We start from the raw sequence: 14,800 nt of genomic DNA, 5'->3' as shown, positions 1-14,800 counted from the left end.
TGCCGCAAAGTCAGATCAATGCATCTTGCTGTGATCGTGGCCTTCCATGTGCGTCAGCGCACGGACTTCGGCTTTGACTTCGACGGTTTGTTTCTCGCCCTTGGCGTTTTCCACGGTCAGGGTCAGCGGCACGCTTTCGCCTTCCTTAAGCTGGCCGGTCAGGCCCATCAGCATTACGTGGTAGCCGTTCGGGTCGAAGGTGACGGCTTTGCCGGCCGGCAGGTCGACCGACTTGACCGGGCCCATGCTCATCACGTCGTTCTTCATGCTCATTTCGTGGATCTGCACATCTTTGGCCACCGGCGAGGCAACGCTCAGCAGTTTGCTGTCGCTGTCCGCGGTGACGGTCATGAACGCGCCGCTGGCCGATTGGGTCGGCACGGTCGCACGCACCCAGGCATCGTCCACTTTGGTCTGAGCCGAGGCTTGAAACGCCAGGCCCAGCAGCGACAGAGCGCAAACGGCGCGTTTGATGTTGTTCAAAACGGGGTGCATCAGCAGACCTCCATAACGGTGAGCAAATCTTCCGTGCACTCTTGTGCCGAAAGCGATACAGACAGACCCATGCGCAGCTGGCCGCGCGAGTCGTAGACGTAACTGGTGGACGTGTGGGAAATCGTATAGGTGTCGCCGGCCGGCACCTTCTCGAAGAACACGTCAAATTCCTTGGCGGTGGCCTGGGTTTCTTCCAGCGTGCCGTACAGCGCGACGAAGCTCGGGTCGAAGGCTTTGACGTAGGCGTCGAGGATCTGCGGCGTGTCGCGTTCCGGGTCGAGGGTGATGAAGATCACCTGCAGACGGTCGCCGTCCTTGCCCATCAGCTTCTTGATTTGCGCAGCGCGGGCGAGGGTGGTCGGGCACACCGCCGGGCATTGGGTGAAGCCGAAGAAGATCATCGGCATCATCCCGCGAAAGCTCGACAGCGTCATGGTTTCGCCGTCGGTGTTCTTCAGCTTGAAGGTGCGCCCGAGGATCTTGTCACTCAGGTCCTTGCCGTACTTGTACGACAGTTGGCCACGGGTGTCGCAGCCCGCGAGGAGGCCCAGGCCCAGCACGCCCATTCCCGCAAGCACCTTGCGGCGAGTCAACAAAGCCGTCATCTAATACCGCCTTTTGCAGCCCGTCAGTCGGCAGGACTGGCGGGGGGTTAACCGTAAAAGCGGCGCATGATACCAAACTGACGGCAGACGCCGGCCACGGATCGCCGCGCGGCGCAGGATCGGGCGACAAAAGGTGTAAGAAAAAGTGACGACGGACTACTGAACATTCGCCTCATCGGCCCGCCAGCCGCCGCCCAGCGCGGTGTACAGGTTGACCTCGGCGACCAGTTGCGCGAGACGATCAGTGATCAGCCCCTGCTGCGAACTGAACAGCGAACGCTGTGCATCGAGAAACACCAGGCTGCTGTCGACGCCGTTCTGATACCGGTGCTGCGCCAGGTTGTAGTAGTCCTGAGTTGCCTGTACCAGATCGCGCTGCGCCTGCAATTGCTGCTGATAAGTGCTGCGCGCCGCCAGGCCGTCGGCGACTTCCTGAAACGCGGTTTGAATCGATTTCTCGTATTCGGCGACCGCCACATCCTTCTGCAATTTCGAGTAATCCAGACTCGCGCGCAGGCTGCCGGCGTTGAAAATCGGCAGGTTGATTTGCGGCTGGAACGTCCACGCCCCGGAGCCGGCGCTGAACAGCCCGGAGAGATCGCGGCTGGAGGTGCCGGCGTTGGCGGTCAGGCTGACACTGGGGAAAAACGCCGCGCGCGCCGCGCCGATATTGGCGTTGGCCGCTTTCAGTTTGTACTCGGCCTGCAGAATGTCCGGGCGCCGTTGCAGCAGATCCGAGGGCAATCCGGCCGGCAATTGCTGGACCAGATCGCTGGCCAGTGGTTGCGCCGGCAGTTGCTCGGGGACTGGCGCGCCGATCAGCAGCGTCAGGCTGTTCAGATCCTGCGCCACCTGGCGTTTGTATCGCGCCAGATTGGCCCGCGAACTGTCGACGCTGGTTTGCGCCTGCGCCTGTTCCAGCGCTGAAGACTTACCGGCGTCGCGGTTGCGGGTGGTCAGGCGCAGGCTTTGCTCATCGGCGGCCAGGGTCTGGCGCGTCAGTTCGAGCAACTCCTGATCGGCGCGCCAGGTCAGGTAGGCGTTGGCGACGTTGGCCACCAGACTCAGCTCGGCACTGCGCCGCGCCTGTTCGGTCGCCAGCCAGGTTTGCAGCGCCTGCTCGCTGAGGCTGCGCACTCGGCCGAAAAAATCCAGTTCATAGGCGCTGACGCCCAGGTTCACCGCATAGGTTGAGTTGATCAGCGCCTTGCTGCGAGTCACGCTGGGCGGCATGCGCTGGCGCGACCCGCTGGCATTGGCCGACACCGCCGGCAGCAGATCGGCGCGCTGGATCCGGTATTGCGCTTGAAACGCCTCGACGTTCAGCGCGGCCACCCGCAGATCGCGATTGTTCACCAGCGCGCTTTCGATCAACTGTTGCAGGGCCGGATCGTTGAACAGCGTGCGCCAGTCTTCAGTGCGCGCTGCGGCGGGTGTCGATGTCGGATAAACCGCGCCTTGCGGGTACTGCGCAGCGCTCGGTGAAGCAGGGCGCTGGTAGTCGGGAATCAACGAACAACCGGTCAACAGCACGGCAAGGGACAACAGGGAAATGCGCAGCATCGAACGCTCTCATGCAGAAAAAACACGTGCCGGGGACTGCGTCCCCACACCATCATCAAACACCGTTGAACCACGGTCGCGCGGTTACGCCCCGGCCATCCAGCGCGCCAGGCCATGCCGTCCGCTGACCCCCAGTTTGGCGGTCGCCCGTTTGAGGTAGGTCTCGACCGAACTGCTCTTGACCCGCAGCTTCTCGGCCAGTTGCGGCACGGTGCCGCCGGTCAACAAACCGAGGCAGACTTCTTTCTCCCGCGCCGACAGCACAATGCCGCCCAGCGCCAGACGCTCGTCGAACACCTGCTGCAACGGCGCCTGTTCCAGGTCGGCCAACGGCAGGCGCGGTTGTTTGGCGATGATCTGCCGACTGAGCTGTGCGTGCCGCTCGATCAGCGGCAGCAGGGTGTCGGACAGGCTTTTGAGAAACGACAGCTCCGGCAGGGAAAACACCCGGTGCGTGTGCGGTCGATAGAACGAGATGACGCAACGGCGGTTGGAAGTGCGCGACACCAGATTGCACTGGTGCACGCTGTGCTGCGGATGGCGGGGCTGTAGTGAGGCTTTGAGTTGAATCAGCAGGGAGTCATTCATCTCGATCATCTTCTGCAACAGCGGATGATCGTCCGGGCGCGGCAACGAGTCCGGCGGCGGGAAGGTCTGCGGCAGGCCCGCGCTGCCCAGCGCCTTGATCTCGACCACGCTGGCCTGGCGCTCGTCCAGCGTCCATTCGCTGAGATCGACGCGATTGACCGGCACCAGAGTGTCGACCAACTGAAACAGGTTGCTGGCGAAATGATCGTCGCCGGTGCTGGCAATCAGTTCACCCAGTTGCCAGTAGAAATGCGGGTTTTCCATGTTGCGAATGCTGCCGGTCAGATTCATATCCTTGTCATCCCTGGTTCCGAGTCATCACCGAGTCGTCCGCTGTTTATGCAAAAGCCGCCCACGCAATCGTCTCTCCTTGAAACTGATCTGGGGCGGGATTTAAGCCTATGGATTTGTCCTACGTCTGTAGGGGAAAACAGGGACACAAAGTGCCATCATTTCTGAAAGTTGGCGCCGGGCTTCTGACGCCGTTTGGTACAGATGTCGCGCATTGCGTGACTGTTTGGTCACGGCAAGACCCTGAAAACCGGGGCTATTGCGTTTTTGTGAGGTCATCACGCAGGTCGATGGCAGCGCTGGTGTGTGGCATTTTTCCTACAAGATTTTCAGTCTTTCCTCTCCGAACTTTTAGAGGGTTCCCGCCCAATCAGGGTCAACAAGTGCTGACAGGCGTGCACCGGGGGCGGGGTTGTCCGGGTTTTACGTGTCATGTCGGCATCGGGGCCGATGCTTGAATAGGCGCAAAATCACCTGAGAAGGATCTTATGCCGCCTATTTCTGCCCCTGCGGTGGCCACGCCGTCCGCATTGCTCCAGACGTATCCGCTGACCGCTGCGCAGCTGGATATCTGGCTGGATCAACTGAGTCGCGGTGATTCGCCGCTGTACAACATCGGCGGCTACCTGGACCTCAGCGGCCCGCTGGATCCGGCACGGATGCAGGCTGCGCTGCAAGCGCTGGTGGCCCGGCATGACGCGATGCGCACGGTTCTGCTGCCGGGCGCCGGGGCTGATGGCTTGCCGTTGCAGCAGTTCGCCCGGTCAGTAGCGGTGCCGATGCCGATCAACGATGTGTCGACGCACAGCGACCCGGAATCGGCGGCGCGGGCATTGGTTCAGGCACGCATCGATCAACCCTTCGTGCTGGACGGCGGCTGCCTGTTCCGCTTTCTGTTGATCCGCCTTGATGAGCAGCGACATTGGTTGTCCGTGCAGGCTCACCACTTGATCGTCGATGGCTGGGGTTTCGGCGAAATGTTCAAGTCGCTGGACGAGATCTACAACGCGCTGGCGAGCGGCCAACCGGCACCGGTCGCCGCGCCGTCGTACATCGACTTCATTGAGGACAATGCGCGCTATCACGCGTCGCCGCGTTATGCGCAGGATCGCGCCTACTGGCTGGACAAATACCAACACTTGCCCGAGCCGCTGTTGCTGCCACGGCATCAGCAGAGTCTGGCCGGCCAGACCGCGCAGACGCAGGTCTACGCGCAGCCCTTGCCGGCGCTGCTGCACGAGCGCATGCAGCAGGTGGCCCGGGCGTTCGGCGCCTCGGCATTCCATGTGCTGCTGGCAGCGCTGCATGTCTACTTCAGCCGCACTGAGCAACGGGACGAATGGGTGGTTGGATTGCCGATTCTCAACCGCTCCGGCGCGCGCTTCAAATCCACGCTTGGGCTGTTCGCCCAGGTCAGTGCGGTGCGCATGGGCTTCGGTCGCCAATGCACGTTCGCCGAACTGATCACGGCGATTCGTGATGAGTTGCGCCAGGACTTTCGCCATCAGCGCTACCCGGTGAGTGAGATGAATCGTGCCTTGGGTTTGCTGCGTGAGGAGCGCTCGCAGCTGTTCGAGGTCACGGTGTCCTACGAGCAGGGCACTCACGATTATCGCTACGGCGAGGCCTCGGGACGGATCATCAAGGCTTCGAACGTCGAGGAGGCCACACCGCTGGCGGTGCATTTGCTGAGCAATCTGGCCAATGACGACGCGCGACTGTACCTGATCTACAGCGAGGCGTATTTCAATGCCGATGAAGTCAAGGCATTGACCGAGCGCTGGTTGCTGATTCTGGAGCAGGGGCTGGAAGCGGTGAATCTGGCTGTGGCGGATTTCGACCTGAGCACACCCGAAGAAAGCGCGCTGCTGCAGCAGTGGAATGCCACGCGGGTGGACTACCCGGCTCCGACGACCATTCAGCAGCGTATCGAAGCGCAGGCGACGCTACGGCCGCAGGCGCTGGCGGCGGTGGATCAAGGGCAAGGCCTGACCTATGCCGAACTCAATCAACGCGCCAACGCGCTCGCTCATCATCTGCTCGATCTCGGGGTGCGCGCGGATGACCGGGTGGCGATCGTCGCCCGACGCGGCCTCGACACACTGGTCGGGCTGTTGGCGATCCTCAAGGCCGGGGCCGCGTATGTACCGCTGGATCCGGCGCATCCGGCCGAGCGCCTGAGCTATCTGCTGGAGGACAGCGCGCCAATCGCGGTGCTGACCCAGTGTGCATTGCGCGGGCATTTGCCGGCGCTGTCGGTGCCGGTGATCGAGCTGGATCAGCCGAGCTGGTCCGCCGCTCATGTCGGCGCGCCGAAGGTGCCGGGGCTGACCCCGGCCAACCTCGCTTATGTGATTTACACCTCCGGCTCGACCGGTCTGCCCAAGGGGGTGATGGTCGAGCACCGCACCCTGTGCAATCTGGTCGATTGGCACGCTGATGTCTTCGACCTGCATGCCGGCAGCCATACCTCAAGCCTGGCCGGTTTCGGTTTCGATGCGATGGCCTGGGAAGTCTGGCCGGCGCTGTGCGTGGGCGCGATCCTGCATCTGGCGCCGGTCAGCGAGGGCAATGAAGACATCGATGCGCTGCTCGACTGGTGGCGTGCGCAACCGCTGGACGTGAGCTTCTTGCCGACGCCGATCGCCGAATACGCGTTCAGCCGTCAGCTCGATCACCCGACGTTGCGCACGCTGCTGATCGGTGGCGATCGCCTGCGCCAGTTCCCGCGCCAGCCATCGTTCGAAGTGATCAACAACTACGGCCCGACCGAAGCCACGGTGGTGGCGACCTCGGGGCGCATCAGCGCCGGGCAGGCGCTGCACATCGGCAAACCGGTGAGCAACGCCACGGTGTATCTGCTCGACGAGCAGCAGCAACCGGTGCCGCTTGGCGTGACGGGCGAGTTGTACGTCGGCGGGGCCGGGGTAGCCCGTGGTTACCTGAACCGCGCCGAGCTGAGCGCCGAGCGTTTCCTGCGCGATCCGTTCAGTGCTCAACCGGGCACGCGCATGTACCGCACCGGCGACCTCGCGCGCTGGCGCGCCGACGGCAATCTGGAGTATCTGGGGCGCAACGATGATCAGGTGAAAATCCGTGGCATCCGGATCGAGCCGGGGGAGATCGAGAGCGCACTCGCCAGCCATGCGGCGGTGCGCGAAGCGGTGGTGCTGGTGCGCGACGGGCAATTGCTGGCGTGGTTTACCGAGCAGGCGCCGCTGGACATCAACGAGCTGCACGCGCAGCTGAAAACCCGCCTGAGCAGCGCCATGCTGCCGGGCGCCTACGTGCGTCTTCCGGCTCTGCCGCTGACCGCCAACGGCAAGGTCGATCGCAAGGCACTGCCGGCGCCCGGGCCGGACGATCTGATCCGCCGCGAATACGAGGCGCCGCAGGGTGAGGTCGAAATCGCCCTGGCGCAGATCTGGGCCGAAGTCCTGCAAGTCGAGCGGGTCGGGCGTCACGATCACTTCTTCGAACTCGGCGGGCATTCGTTGCTGGCGGTGATTCTGATCGAGCGCATGCGTCAGCTCGATCTGAGCAGCGACGTGCGCGTGCTGTTCAGTCAGCCGACTCTGGCGGCGCTGGCGGCTTCCGTCGGCAGCGGTCGGGAAATCGAAGTGCCGGCCAACCGCATCGCCGCCGATTGCACCTGCATCACGCCAGAGATGTTGCCGCTGGTACAACTGCAGCAGGCGGACATCGAACGAATCGTCGCCACGGTGCCGGGCGGCGCGGCCAACGTGCAGGACATCTATCCGTTGGCACCGCTGCAGGAAGGCATTCTCTACCACCACATCACCGCTGAGCAGGGCGATCCGTACCTGCTGCAATCGCAACTGGCGTTCGACAGTCTTGAGCGCGTCGAGGCTTTCGCTGCAGCACTGCGCGAGGTCATGGCGCGCCACGACATTCTGCGCACTTCGGTGCTCTGGGAAGGCCTGAGCACCCCGGTGCAAGTGGTGTGGCGCGAGGCGATTCTGCCGGTGCAGGAGGTCGAACTGGATCCGGCCAACGGCCCGGTCATCGACCAGTTGCACGCGCGCTTCAACGCCCGGCGTTATCGCCTCGACGTCAGCCAGGCGCCGCTGATGCGCCTGGTGTATGCCCGTGATCCGGCGCTGAATCGGGTGGTGGGGATTCTGCTGTTCCATCACCTTGCAATGGATCACATCGCTCTGGAAGTGATGCGCGGCGAGATGCAGGCCAGCCTGTCGGGGCAGGTCGTGGCGCTGGCGCCGCCGGTGCCGTATCGCAATTACGTGGCGCAGACGCGGCTGGGCGTCAGTGAGCAGGAACACGAGGCGTTTTTCCGCGCGCAACTGGCGGACATTGACGAGCCGACCCTGCCATTCGGACTGCAGGAAGTGCAGGGCGACGGGCGCGGCATCGACGAAGCGCAGCAGGCGCTGCCGGCTGACGTCTATCAGCGCCTGCGCACCCAGGCACGACAGGCCGGGGTCAGTGTGGCGAGCCTGATTCATCTGGCGTGGGCGCGGGTGCTGGCGGCGACGTCCGGCCAGCAGCGTGTGGTGTTCGGCACGGTGCTGATGGGGCGTATGCAAGGCGGCGAGGGCGCCGACCGGGCTTTGGGCGTGTTCATCAACAGCTTGCCGCTGCGCATCGATGTCGACGCCGGGGTGCTCGACGCGGTGCGCGCCACCCATGCGCGGCTGACCGCGCTGCTCGGGCATGAGCACGCGTCGCTGGCATTGGCTCAGCGCTGCAGCGGCGTCGCCTCGCCGTCACCGTTATTCAGCGCGCTGCTCAACTACCGCCACAGCGATGAGTCCGAACTGTTGGAGCCGTCCAGCCAGGCCTGGCAGGGCATCGAAACCCTGGCCAACGAGGAACGCACCAATTACCCGCTGACCATGAGCGTGGATGATTTTGGCAACGGCTTGCGCCTCACTGGCAGGACCGTAGCGCAGATCGGTGCGCAACGGATCTGCGGTTACATGCAAGCGGCGTTGAGCGGCCTGTTGCAGGCGTTGGAGCAGACTCCGCAACAACCGTTGAACCGCTTGCCGATCCTGCAAGACGAGGAGTTGCAACGCTTGCTGATCACGTTCAACGCCACCGACGTCGATTGTCCGCTGGAGCAGCCGTTGCACAGGTTGTTCGAAGCACAGGTGCGGCGTAAACCTGAAGCTGTCGCGCTGCAATCCGCGCAAGGCAACCTGACTTATCGCGAACTCAACGAGCGTGCCAACCGTCTGGCCCATCACCTGCGTGAACTCGGCGTGCAACCGGACTCGCGCGTAGCGATCTGCGTCGAGCGCGGGCTGGATCTGATCGTTGGTCTGCTCGGCATCCTCAAGGCTGGCGGCGCCTATGTGCCGCTGGATCCGGACTATCCGCTGGAGCGTCTGAACTACATGTTGCAGGACAGCGCGCCGGTCGCATTGCTGGTGCATGGCGCCACGCGGCAATTGCTGGGCGAGCCGGGTGTGACGCTGATCAATCTGGATCACGGCAGTTGGGAGCAGCAGCCGTCAGGCAATCCGCAGGTGCCGGCCCTGAGTGCTTCGAACCTCGCTTACATGATCTACACCTCGGGTTCCACCGGGCTGCCGAAAGGCGTGATGATCGAGCATCGCAGCGCGTGCAATATGGTGCATTGGGGTTCGCAGATTTCGCCCCCGACCGAACACGGTGCGTTGCTGCAAAAAGCGCCGTTCAGCTTCGACAGTTCGGTGTGGGAGATCTTCTGGCCGCTGTGCTCCGGCATGCGTCTGGTACTGGCGCGGTCGGACGGCAATCGTGATTCGGCGTATGTGGTGCAGACCATTCGCGAGCAGCAGGTCACAGTGGTCAAGTTCGTCCCTGCGTTGCTTCAGCAGTTCCTCGAGCAGGACGGTGTCGAGCAGTGCACCAGCCTGACCGATGTGCTCAACGGTGGTGGCGAGCTCAGCGCGGCGCTGGCCCGCCAAGTGCGTGATCGCCTGCCGTGGGTGCGTTTGCACAATGTTTACGGCCCGACTGAAACCACAGTGGACAGCACGAGCTGGACGCTGGAGCCGGACATGCCGGTGCCGGACAACGTGGTGCCGATCGGCACAGCCTTGAGCAACACCCGGCTGTACGTGCTCGATGCTTACGGTCAACCGGTACCACAAGGCGTCAGCGGTGAGTTGCACATCGGCGGCGTCGGCGTGGCGCGTGGTTATCACGGCTTGCCGGAAATGCAGGCCGAGCGTTTCATTGACAGTCCGTTTGTGGCGGGTGATCGCCTGTACCGAACGGGGGATCTGGCGCGCTACAACAACCACGGCGAGCTGGAATTCCTCGGCCGCAATGACTTCCAGATCAAGCTGCGGGGCTTGCGCCTGGAGCCGGGGGAAATCGAAGCGCGGCTGATTGAGCATCCGGCGATTCGCCAAGCGGTGGTGATGGTGCGTGATGAGCGTCTGGTGGCCTGGTACACCGTGCGCTCGGGTGTAGAAGCACCCAGTCTGGAGGCCTTGCGCGCGCATGTGCTGGAGCGTCTGCCGGAGTACATGGTGCCGGGCGCGTTCGTATTGCTCGACGCGTTGCCGCTGACACCGAACGACAAGATCGACCGCAAGGCCCTGCCGGAACCGGGGGCAGATGCAGTCATCAATCGCCCATACGTGGCGCCCGAGGGTGAAGTCGAAACCGCGCTGGCGCAGATATGGGGCGAGGTGCTCGGCGTCGAACAGGTCGGTCGTCACGACAACTTCTTCGAACTCGGTGGGCACTCGCTGCTGGCAGTGAGTCTCGTAGCACGGATGCGTCAGAGTGGCCTGCACACCGACGCCCGGGCGCTGTTCAGCCAGCCGACCCTGGCGGCACTGGCGCTCAGCACCACACCCGAGGCGCAGCAAGTGTTCATCCCGCAAACCACCATCCCGAGCCTCAATCGCAAACGCCGGATCTGACCCGTAACTCATTGTGCAAACCAAACCCTGTGGAAGCGGGCTTGCTCGCGAATGCGGTGGATCAGTCGATGTTGATGGCGACTGTTACACCGCATTCGCGAGCAAGCCCGCTCCCACAGTGGTATTGCGGCGGCCGAGCCGGCGGCTTGTCCCCGCTTCCCATGTCAGCCCCCCAGGCCCCGATGTTTTAGTTTTTCCAGGCTGCGCACAGCAGGCACGGACTCGCGGCTGCGCGCTCCTTTTTCTCGTATTTACAGCAGGTTATCCCATGCATTTCAGCGAACTGATGGCTGTTCTATCCACCCATGCGATCCGCCTTCAACAGGAAGATGAAGACTTGGTCATTCTGGGCAGCGACGACGCGCTGGACGATGCGTTGTGGGACAGCCTCAGCGAACACAAGGCGCAGTTGCTGGAACTGGTCGCACAAAACGGTGGCGACTGGCTGAGCCCGGCGTTTCGCATCACCCCGGACATGCTGCCGCTGGTGACCCTGGATCAGCCGACCATCGACCGACTGGTCGCCAAAGTACCCGGCGGCGCCGCCAACCTGCAGGACATTTACCCGCTGGCGCCGCTGCAGGAAGGCATGCTCTATCTGCACCTGTCGGCGCCCGCCGGCGACCCCTACGTGTCGCAAGCGCGGTTCGCCTTTGACAGCCGCGAACATCTGGAAGCCTTCGCCGAGGCGTTTCAGTGGATGATCGAACGCCACGACATTCTGCGCACTTCCTTCGTCTGGGAACGCCTGGATGAACCGCTGCAAGTGGTGCAGCGGCAGGCTCGTCTGCACTGCGAAGAAATCGCCCTCGTGCCGGGCGCGGATGCACTGACGCAACTGCTGGAGCGCCACGACCCTCGGTTCTTCCGCCTCGACATCCAGCAGGCGCCGCTGCTGCGTCTGGTGTACGCCATGGACCCGGCCAACGGTCGCGTGGTCGCACTGTTGCTGTTCCATCACCTGATCATGGACCACGTCGCGCTCGACGTGGTGCGCCGTGAAACCCGCGCGCATCTGCTGGGCCAGACCGCGCAGGTCGGGCCGCCGGTGCCGTATCGCGATCACCTGGCCAAGGCCCGTCTGCGTCTGGACGAGCAGGTTCACGAAGGGTTCTTCCGCGAGATGCTCGCCGACATCGACGAGCCGACCTTGCCCTGTGGTCTGCAGGATGTGCAAGGCGACGGGCAAAGCATCGAAGAAGCCTTGCTGATGCTCGACACCGATATCAGCCGGCAACTGCGCGGCCAGGCGCGTCAGCTCGGCGTCAGTGTGGCGAGCCTGATGCACCTGGCGCTGGCGCGGGTGCTCGGCCAATTGTCCGGGCGCACGGCGGTGGTATTCGGCACCGTGCTGTTGGGGCGGATGGAGGCGGGCGAGGGCGGCGAACAGGCGCTGGGAATGTTCATCAACACCTTGCCGCTGCGGGTGGATGTCGGGCAGGACGGCGTGCGCGCCGGGGTGCTGGCCACCCATCGACGCCTGACCGCGTTGCTCGGCCATGAACAGACCTCACTGGCACTGGCTCAGCGTTGCAGCGCGGTGGCAGTGCCGACGCCGTTGTTCAGCGCGATCCTCAACTATCGCCACAGCAGCAGTGAAGAGATCGCCGAGGTCAGTGAACTGGCCCCCGGCGTGCAAGTGCTGGGCGCCCGCGAGCGCACCAATTACCCGCTGACGATCAACATCGACGACCTCGGCGAAGACTTGCGCATCACCGCGCTGGCCGATGCGGCGCTGGGCGCCGAACGCATCGCCGCTTATCTGCACACCGCGTTGCACAGCCTGCTGCAGGCCTTGCAATCGACCCCGGATGCGCCGCTGCAACGTCTGAACATTCTGCCAGCGGCCGAGCGCGAATACTTGGTGCACGGGGTCAACTCGCCGTTGCCACAGTTCCCGGAAACCCCGCTGATTCACCAGCAGTTCGAAGCCCACGCGGCGGCGCGCCCCGAGGCCACAGCGCTGCTGTTCGAAGAGCAGACGCTGAGCTACGGCGAACTCAATCGCCGCGCCAATCAACTTGCGCATCATCTGCTGGCGCTGGGGATTCGCCCGGATCAGCGCGTGGCGATCTGTGTCGAGCGCGGCCCGCAGATGATCATCGGCCTGCTCGGTGTGCTCAAGGCTGGCGCCGGTTACGTGCCGATCGACCCGGCGTATCCACTGGAGCGCATCGCCTACACCCTGCAGGACAGCGCCCCGGCGGCGGTGCTGACCCAGGCCGATACGCTGGACCGGGTTGGCGCGCTCAACGTGCCGATCATCGATCTGGACAGCCTGCAGTTGCAGGCTGAACTCGGCAGCAATCCGCAGATTCCCGAGCTGAGCCCAAGTCATCTTGCCTACGTGATCTACACCTCGGGTTCCACCGGGCTGCCCAAAGGCGTGATGGTCGAACACCGCAACGTGGTGCGGCTGTTTTCGGCGACCCACGACTGGTTCAACTTCAACCCGCAGGACGTGTGGGCGCTGTTCCATTCCTTCGCTTTCGATTTCTCGGTGTGGGAAATCTGGGGTGCGCTGGCGTTTGGCGGACAATTGTTGCTGGTGCCGCAGGCCGTCAGCCGCTCGCCGGACGACTGCTACGCGCTGCTGTGCCGCACTGGCGTGACCGTACTCAATCAAACGCCAAGCGCCTTCCGCCAGTTAATCGCGGCGCAGGGCCGCAGCCCGTTGCAGCACTCGTTGCGCGAAGTGATCTTCGGCGGCGAAGCGCTGGAACCGGGCCTGCTCAAACCGTGGTACGCGCGGGTCGGCAATGCCGGTACGCGGCTGGTGAACATGTACGGCATCACCGAAACTACGGTGCACGTGACCTATCGCCCACTGCAGGCAGCGGACGCGTTACTGGTCGGGCGCAGCCCGATTGGCGTGGGCATTCCCGACCTGCAACTGTACGTACTCGACGCGCAGCGCGAACCGGTGCCGGTCGGCGTGATCGGCGAGTTGTACGTCGGTGGCGCCGGGGTTGCCCGGGGTTACCTCAACCGCGAGGCGCTGACCGCCGAGCGCTTTATCGCCGACCCGTTCAGCGGCCGTGCCGAGGCGCGTCTGTACAAGACCGGTGACCTGGCGCGCTGGTCAGCGGATGGCAGCCTCGAATACCTGGGGCGCAACGACGATCAAGTGAAAATCCGTGGTTTCCGCATCGAACTCGGTGAAATCGAAGCTCGCCTGGCAGCCTGCGCCGGGGTGCGCGAAGCGGTGGTGATCGCCCGCGAAGACAGCCCCGGTGACAAGCGTCTGGTGGCCTACTGGCTGGCCGCCGAAGACGCTGAGCCGAGTGCTGCGCAATTGCGCGACGAGTTGCTGCTGTCGCTGGCCGAGTACATGGTGCCGAGCGCCTTTGTGCGCCTCGACGCGTTACCGCTGACCACCAACGGCAAGCTTGATCGCAAAGCCTTGCCGCAACCGGACAGCGATGCGTTCGCCCGTCGCGGTTTCGAAGCCCCAGTGGGGCCGGTGGAAACCCTGATCGCCGGAATCTGGCAGACCCTGCTCGATGTCGAGCAGGTCGGGCGGCACGACAATTTCTTCGAACTCGGCGGCCATTCGCTGCTGGCGGTGAAACTGATTGAGCGCATGCGCCAGCACGACTTGCAGTGCGACGTGCGCGTGCTGTTCGGCCAGCCGAGTGTGGCGGCACTGGCGGCGACTCTGAGTCACAGTCACGCCCTGCGGGTGCCGGACAATATGATTCCTGCCGATTGCACGCGGATCACCCCGGACATGCTGCCGCTGGCCACGCTGGATCAGGCCGCCATCGACTGCGTGGTCGCCAGTGTGCCCGGCGGCGTTGCCAATGTGCAGGACATCTATGGTCTGGCACCGTTGCAGGCGGGGATTCTCTATCACCATCTGGCGACCAGCGCCGGTGACCCCTACGTGCTGCAGGCGCAATTCGCCTTCGCCGGTCTGGCGCAGATCAAGGCCTTCGTCCGTGCGTTGAACGCGGTGATCACACGCCACGACATTCTGCGCACCAGCGTGATCTGGGAAGGGCTTGAAGAGCCGGTGCAAGTGGTCTGGCGCGAGGCGCCGCTGGCGCTGGAACGAGTCGATGCCGAGCTGCTTGAGGGCGATGTGCTGGAACAGATGCAGGCGCGGTTCGATCCACGGCACTACCGCCTCGACCTGCGCCGGGCGCCGCTGATGCGTCTGGCCTACACCGAAGACCGAGCACAGCAGCGCTGGGTCGGCATCCTGTTGCTGCACCACATCGTGCTCGACCACACCGCACTGGAAGTGCTGCTCGCGGAAATGAACGACAGCCTGTACCCGAGCGGCGCCGATCTGCCGGCGCCGGTGCAGTACCGTAACTACGTGGCGCAGGCGCAACAGCAGGCCGATACCCA

6 protein-coding genes (1 of these 6 running past the window's edge) are annotated in these 14,800 nt (G+C 63.9%); 2 read left to right on the top strand and 4 right to left on the bottom strand.

Features of this window, described 5'->3' with window-relative positions; translation table 11 throughout:
• Nucleotides 1-15 precede the first annotated feature (15 nt).
• From CKW11_RS23555 to CKW11_RS23540, 4 genes are all read right to left on the bottom strand, one after another.
• Nucleotides 16-495 (bottom strand): copper chaperone PCu(A)C, encoded by a 480-nt coding sequence (locus tag CKW11_RS23555; protein WP_095139608.1) that lies wholly within the window; start codon nucleotides 493-495, stop codon nucleotides 16-18.
• Nucleotides 495-1,100, bottom strand: coding sequence for an SCO family protein (locus tag CKW11_RS23550; protein WP_047599796.1), 606 nt, complete (start codon nucleotides 1,098-1,100; stop codon nucleotides 495-497). Before CKW11_RS23550 ends, CKW11_RS23555 begins: the two co-directional genes overlap by 1 nt.
• A gap of 156 nt (nucleotides 1,101-1,256) precedes the next feature.
• Nucleotides 1,257-2,663: an efflux transporter outer membrane subunit gene (locus CKW11_RS23545; RefSeq protein ID WP_095139607.1), complete on the bottom strand. Its 1,407-nt coding sequence runs from the start codon at nucleotides 2,661-2,663 to the stop codon at nucleotides 1,257-1,259.
• Between the two features lie 84 nt (nucleotides 2,664-2,747).
• The gene (locus CKW11_RS23540; protein WP_095139606.1) at nucleotides 2,748-3,542 is read right to left on the bottom strand and encodes a helix-turn-helix transcriptional regulator; all 795 of its coding nucleotides are present in this window, start codon (nucleotides 3,540-3,542) and stop codon (nucleotides 2,748-2,750) included.
• Between the two features lie 488 nt (nucleotides 3,543-4,030).
• On the opposite strand from CKW11_RS23540, the gene CKW11_RS23535 reads away from it, so the two are divergent.
• Together CKW11_RS23535 and CKW11_RS23530 are read left to right on the top strand one after the other, a co-directional pair.
• Nucleotides 4,031-10,444, top strand: coding sequence for a non-ribosomal peptide synthetase (locus CKW11_RS23535; protein ID WP_095139605.1), 6,414 nt, complete (start codon nucleotides 4,031-4,033; stop codon nucleotides 10,442-10,444).
• 268 nt (nucleotides 10,445-10,712) lie between these two features.
• A protein-coding gene (locus tag CKW11_RS23530; protein ID WP_095139604.1) for a non-ribosomal peptide synthetase crosses the window boundary here: on the top strand, nucleotides 10,713-14,800 show its 5' portion. The gene runs 8,926 nt beyond the window's last position; the window shows 4,088 of its 13,014 coding nt (coding positions 1-4,088); its start codon is at nucleotides 10,713-10,715; its stop codon lies beyond the right edge, outside the window.

Source organism: Pseudomonas sp. Irchel s3a10 (genome assembly GCF_900187525.1).
Classification (GTDB): Bacteria; Pseudomonadota; Gammaproteobacteria; order Pseudomonadales; family Pseudomonadaceae; genus Aquipseudomonas; species Aquipseudomonas koreensis_G.
The sequence above is the reverse complement of the archived record's forward strand: the minus strand, read 5'-3'. Positions and strand labels throughout refer to the sequence as shown.

What these genes read in the sequence shown, in the direction of transcription:
- CKW11_RS23535 (WP_095139605.1), top strand. Translation starts at nt 4,031, where the DNA reads ATGCCGCCTATTTCTGCCCCTGCGGTGGCCACGCCGTCCGCATTGCTC.
- CKW11_RS23555 (WP_095139608.1), bottom strand. Translation starts at nt 495, where the DNA reads ATGCACCCCGTTTTGAACAACATCAAACGCGCCGTTTGCGCTCTGTCG.
- CKW11_RS23545 (WP_095139607.1), bottom strand. Translation starts at nt 2,663, where the DNA reads ATGCTGCGCATTTCCCTGTTGTCCCTTGCCGTGCTGTTGACCGGTTGT.
- CKW11_RS23540 (WP_095139606.1), bottom strand. Translation starts at nt 3,542, where the DNA reads ATGAATCTGACCGGCAGCATTCGCAACATGGAAAACCCGCATTTCTAC.
- CKW11_RS23550 (WP_047599796.1), bottom strand. Translation starts at nt 1,100, where the DNA reads ATGACGGCTTTGTTGACTCGCCGCAAGGTGCTTGCGGGAATGGGCGTG.